The sequence below is a fragment of the Streptomyces sp. URMC 126 genome (assembly GCF_051386555.1).
Classification (GTDB): Bacteria; Actinomycetota; Actinomycetes; order Streptomycetales; family Streptomycetaceae; genus Streptomyces.
In genome coordinates this window covers 1-4,434 of sequence record NZ_JBPQTX010000447.1, presented here as the reverse complement: position 1 = coordinate 4,434, position 4,434 = coordinate 1, and the positions used below count along the sequence as shown (strand labels likewise).

The 4,434-nt window shown below is 66.6% G+C and carries 2 protein-coding genes and 1 pseudogene; 2 read left to right on the top strand and 1 reads right to left on the bottom strand.

Features of this window, described 5'->3' with window-relative positions; genetic code table 11:
* Nucleotides 1–516 precede the first annotated feature (516 nt).
* The gene (locus tag ACSNOK_RS31035) at nucleotides 517–2,919 is read left to right on the top strand and encodes a Helicase associated domain protein (protein ID WP_436784130.1); all 2,403 of its coding nucleotides are present in this window, start codon (nucleotides 517–519) and stop codon (nucleotides 2,917–2,919) included.
* 280 nt (nucleotides 2,920–3,199) lie between these two features.
* Nucleotides 3,200–3,295, top strand: a pseudogene (locus ACSNOK_RS31030) (TerD family protein); the annotation flags it as partial.
* A 711-nt stretch (nucleotides 3,296–4,006) separates the two neighbouring features.
* Here ACSNOK_RS31030 and ACSNOK_RS31025 read toward each other — a convergent pair.
* Nucleotides 4,007–4,351, bottom strand: a complete 345-nt coding sequence (locus tag ACSNOK_RS31025) for a scabin-related ADP-ribosyltransferase (RefSeq protein ID WP_436784129.1) — start codon at nucleotides 4,349–4,351, stop codon at nucleotides 4,007–4,009.
* Nucleotides 4,352–4,434 lie beyond the last annotated feature (83 nt).

Below are 4,434 nucleotides of genomic sequence, written 5' to 3'. Positions count from 1 at the left end.
GAGAAAGGCTCCGCTGACGCTTCGCCAGATTCCCGCGCAAGCGCGGGAATCGCATTCCGCAAGCGGAATGCTGAAATGACGTCAATTCGCGCAAGCGCGAATTGACCGGGATCCCGCAAGCGGGATCCCGAACGGCTGGCAGTGGGGGTGCATCACGTTCGGGGTCGTGTAGTTTTTGGGATTGTGAGCTACTCCCCCTACTCGGGGATGGCTCGGCGTGTCGCGCCCAGAATCTTTCCCTCCTCGGGTGACGGGCTCCGCTGCGCTCCGCCCAAGACCCTGCACCCAACTCCCCGAGTGCGAACCCGGATACGGCATCGTACCCGTGGCATCCCGTGCCTTACAAGGCAACCAATCAAGCGTCAATACGGCGATGTAAGCTGCTGGGAGCTGGATGCATCACGATGATGCGCTGTGTATCTTTTGTAAGTACGTCGTACCACCGGCCCGGGCTGCCGGCTCCGGGAAATCTTGGCCGGCTTCGCATTCTGTGAAGGGGAGCACTGGAAAATGGCCATGACTCGGAGAGACCTGCGCAATCACCAAATCGAAGCCGTTGACGCCATCATCCGCGGCTTCGACATCCCTCCTGGCAAGAGGATTCCCGCGAACGGGCTGCGTGGGCAGGTCATCTCCGCGTGCGGGACGGGCAAGACCGTCGTCGCCGCGTTCGCCGCCCGGCAGATCGCCCCCCGCGGTCGCGTCCTGGTGCTCGTGCCGACGCTGGACCTGCTCGTGCAGACGGTCAAGGAGTGGCACAAGGTCGGCCACACCGGGCCGGCCGTGGCCGTGTGCTCACTGGACGATGATCCGGACTTGTGGAACCTCAAGGTACGGTGCACCACCAACCCGGTGCGCCTGGCCATGTGGCACGGCACCGGGCCGGTGACCATCTACGCCACCTATGCGAGCCTGGGAGCACTGGCCGAGGCGTTCGAGGGCGCGTACGGGCAGCAGCTCGCCCCCTTGGACCTGGCCGTCGTGGACGAGGCGCACCGGACGTCGGGGTCGCTCGGGAAGGCATGGGCGGATATCCATGACCAGCGGATCATCCCGGCGGTTCGCCGGCTGTATCTGACGGCGACACCGCGGATCTGGCAGGAGCGGCCGGCGTCGTCGGAGGTGCGGGAGGGGGCGCGGGATCCGCTGCCGGAGGAGATGGCGGCGTCGATGGATGATGAGTCGATCTTCGGGCCGGTGTTCTACAAGCTTTCGCTGGCCTCTGCGGTGACACGCGGCCTGCTGGCCCGGTACCAGATCATCGTGTTGGAGTTGCAGGACCCCGAGGTCACTCCGGAGCGGCTGCGCGGCCCGGAGCGGCACGCAGAGGAGATTCGAGGGCAGCGGATGGCTGCGCTGCAGGCCGGTCTGCTGCGGGCCATGGCAGAGCACGGGCTGAATACCTGCATCACTTTCCATCACCGCACCATGGAGGCGCAGGCGTACGCCGAGGGCCTGTCGATGGTCGCGGCCAAACTGCACGCCGACCAGCCGGAGACCTACCCCAAGCGCATGTGGGCGGACTGGTTGTGTGGGGAGCACCCGGCCGAGCGTCGGCGGGAGGTCCTGGGCTCCTTTGGCACCACCGCGCGGCGGGCGGTTCTCTCCAACTGCCGCGTTCTGGGCGAAGGTGTCGACATTCGGGCAGTGGACTCCGTGGCTTTTCTGGACCCCAAGGGCGCGCCGCACGACATCGTCCAGGCCGTCGGCCGGGCCCTGCGGCAGAAGCCCGGACAGGGCAAGCTCGCGTCGCTGATCGTGCCTGTCTTCCTGCAGCCTGGTGAGCTGCCGGAGGACATGTTCACCTCCGGTAGTTATCGGCCCTTGGTGAAGGTGTTGCAGGGGCTTCGGGCCCATGACGAAGAGGCGATCGAATTGCTTGCCATTCCTCAGGAGTCGCGAAAAAGGGTCGTTCAGCCGTCGGTGTGGATTGGGCCGGAGCCGGAGGTAGGTGAAGAGGAGAACCGGTTTCTGCTGCGTTTTGCCGCTCCGCGTGATCCGGTGATGGTCGCGGAGTGGGTGTCGTTCAACGTGATCGATACCGAGCGGCAGGACTGGGCGCGCGGGTACGCCGCCTTGCGCCGGTACGTCGAACGGGAGGGCCACGCGCGGGTGGCGTACGAGCACCGGGAGGGGCCGATGCCCTTGGGGCGGTGGGTCGCGGAGCAGCGGCGCGCTTTTGGGGCCGGGCAGATGCCGGCCGGGCGGGTCGAGCGGCTCGAAGCGCTCGGGATGGTGTGGGATGCGGCCGACGCGGCGTTTGAGGAGAATCTGGCGGCAGCGCGGGTGTACTTCGGGCAGCACCGGACGCTGTGCGCGCCGCGCACCGCTACCACGTTGGACAAGCCGATCGGGCAATGGCTGTCGAATCTGCGCCGGCCTGGTGTCCTGGCCGCCTACCCTGAGCGGGCCGAGGCCTTGGCGGCGATCGATCCGGACTGGAATCCGGTCTGGTCAGTGATCTGGCAGCGGCATTACGCGGCCGTACGCGAACTGCTGGCCGAGGAGGACGCCCGGCTCGCCGACGTCCTGCCAGGCGTCACCGTCCACGGGATGGACGTCGGGCGCTGGCTGGAGCGGCAGCGGGAGCACGCGGTGTGGCAGGGGCTGATGGAGGGGCAGCGCGAGCGCCTGGAAAAGCTCGGCATCATCCCGCTGCCCGTGCCCTCGGAGGCAGAGGCGCTCGGGAAGGCCCGCAAGGGTGCCATCGGCGCCTTCGAGCGGGGGGTTGAAGCTCTGCGGCGGTACAAGGCCCGCACGGGCTCCGTGACCGTCCCCAGGGGGCACGTGGAGATGCTCCCGGACGGCACGGAGGTCAAGCTCGGGGTGTGGCTGTCGAACGCCAAGACCCGGCGGGCCAAACTCGATGTCGAGCGGCGGGAAGCTCTCGCCGAACTCGGGCTCGTGTGGGCGCAGTAGCCACAGGGCGGAACCGAGGGGCCTCTATCGCTACGTCGGTGGCTTGATGGCCCGTGCCGCGTGCACGGGGAAAGGCCGCTCTTCGGTGGGGAGGAAGGGGGTGGTGGTTCAGGTGCGGGCCTCCGGGCGTGCCAGGGGCCAGGGTCTCCAGCCGGGCGGGGGGCGTCTGCAGGAGCGGCGGGCCGGTGCGGCCGTGGCGGGCCGGTGACGGCACCGTGCCCGCGGTGGCCGCTGCTTCCTCTGCCGCTTCCTGTGCGCGCTGGGCGCGGGTCAGGTGGGCGTAGGTGAGGGTGGCGTTGCGCAGGTGATCAACGAGACGGGGAAGATCAAGCAGGGGGACGAGCACGCGCTGATGCGTTTTGCCATCAGCAAGTGAGGGTGGCGGCGCGGGCGGGCGACGAGCGGCGGGGCTACGCCTGACCGTGCGGCGGCCGTTCGCCGCCAGTGCTAGATGGTCCTGAGCATGTCGGGCAGGCTCATCAGTCGATCGGATGCATCTGTCCGATGAGTGATCGACGATGCATCGTGGGGCCGGATCGAGCCATTGATGCTGGCCGATCCGGTCCGCAGACGATAGTGGGCCAGCCGCTGCCGCGCTCATCGCGACCATCGCGTAGACGTACCGCGTCCCCGAGGGGTCGGGTGCGAACCTACTGCGCCCCAGGGCCGTCACCCGATTGCTCATCGGCTCTCGAAAAGCCGAAGAAATCGAGGACAGCATGGCGCTGCTCCTCTAGTGAGCCCACTTCGTCTGGTTGGGCCGGCGTGAAGATGTCCACCAAGTCCGTGTCGGTCAGCGGAGGGTCACGTCGCAACGCGTAGGCCAGGCGCCCGTTTGACATTTGGCGGGTCATTCCCGATGGGAAGACCAGGGGACGCGCCCCTTGGCAACACAGGAGCAATCCCTCCCCTTCCAGCGATCTCCGTGCGCTTTTCAAGCACTCAAAAAGGTCTACGCCTCGGTGCACTGAGGTCGTTCCGTCAGCTCGGGTTAAAGTGACCGACGGATCTCCCGCTTCTTCTACGCCGAGGGCAACATACTCTTGGCGGCTGCCATCACCTACGGCCAGCAACTGATGTGTCTCCACTAAGAATCCAATGGTCGGTAGCGGGGATTGGCGATCCACTTACCTCCGCGCAGCCGCACTCCGATGATGCGACTTGGGTCGATACGTCCGGGAACCGCGATCTCTTCCTCATGAGCGAACACATTCCCCGGCCAGGCTTCGTTCACGTCGATTCCCGAAATGCCGTCGATGTGGTAGACATGCCCGCCTCGCTCCTTTGCAATGGATTCACATTTTGTCGTCGCGACATACCCAGAGTCGGTCGAATAACCGCTGGCGTGTTCCATCAGATCCATGTTAGTCCCCCGCGGTTCAAAGCCGACGTCGAAAATTTCGTCGGGCCCCCGGGTGTCGCTCCGGTACACAGTCCCCGGACGGACACAGGGCGTCAGCCCGAGAGGGTCCACCCAGGTACGGGGGTGTGGACGTAGGTGGTGGGGTTGGGGGC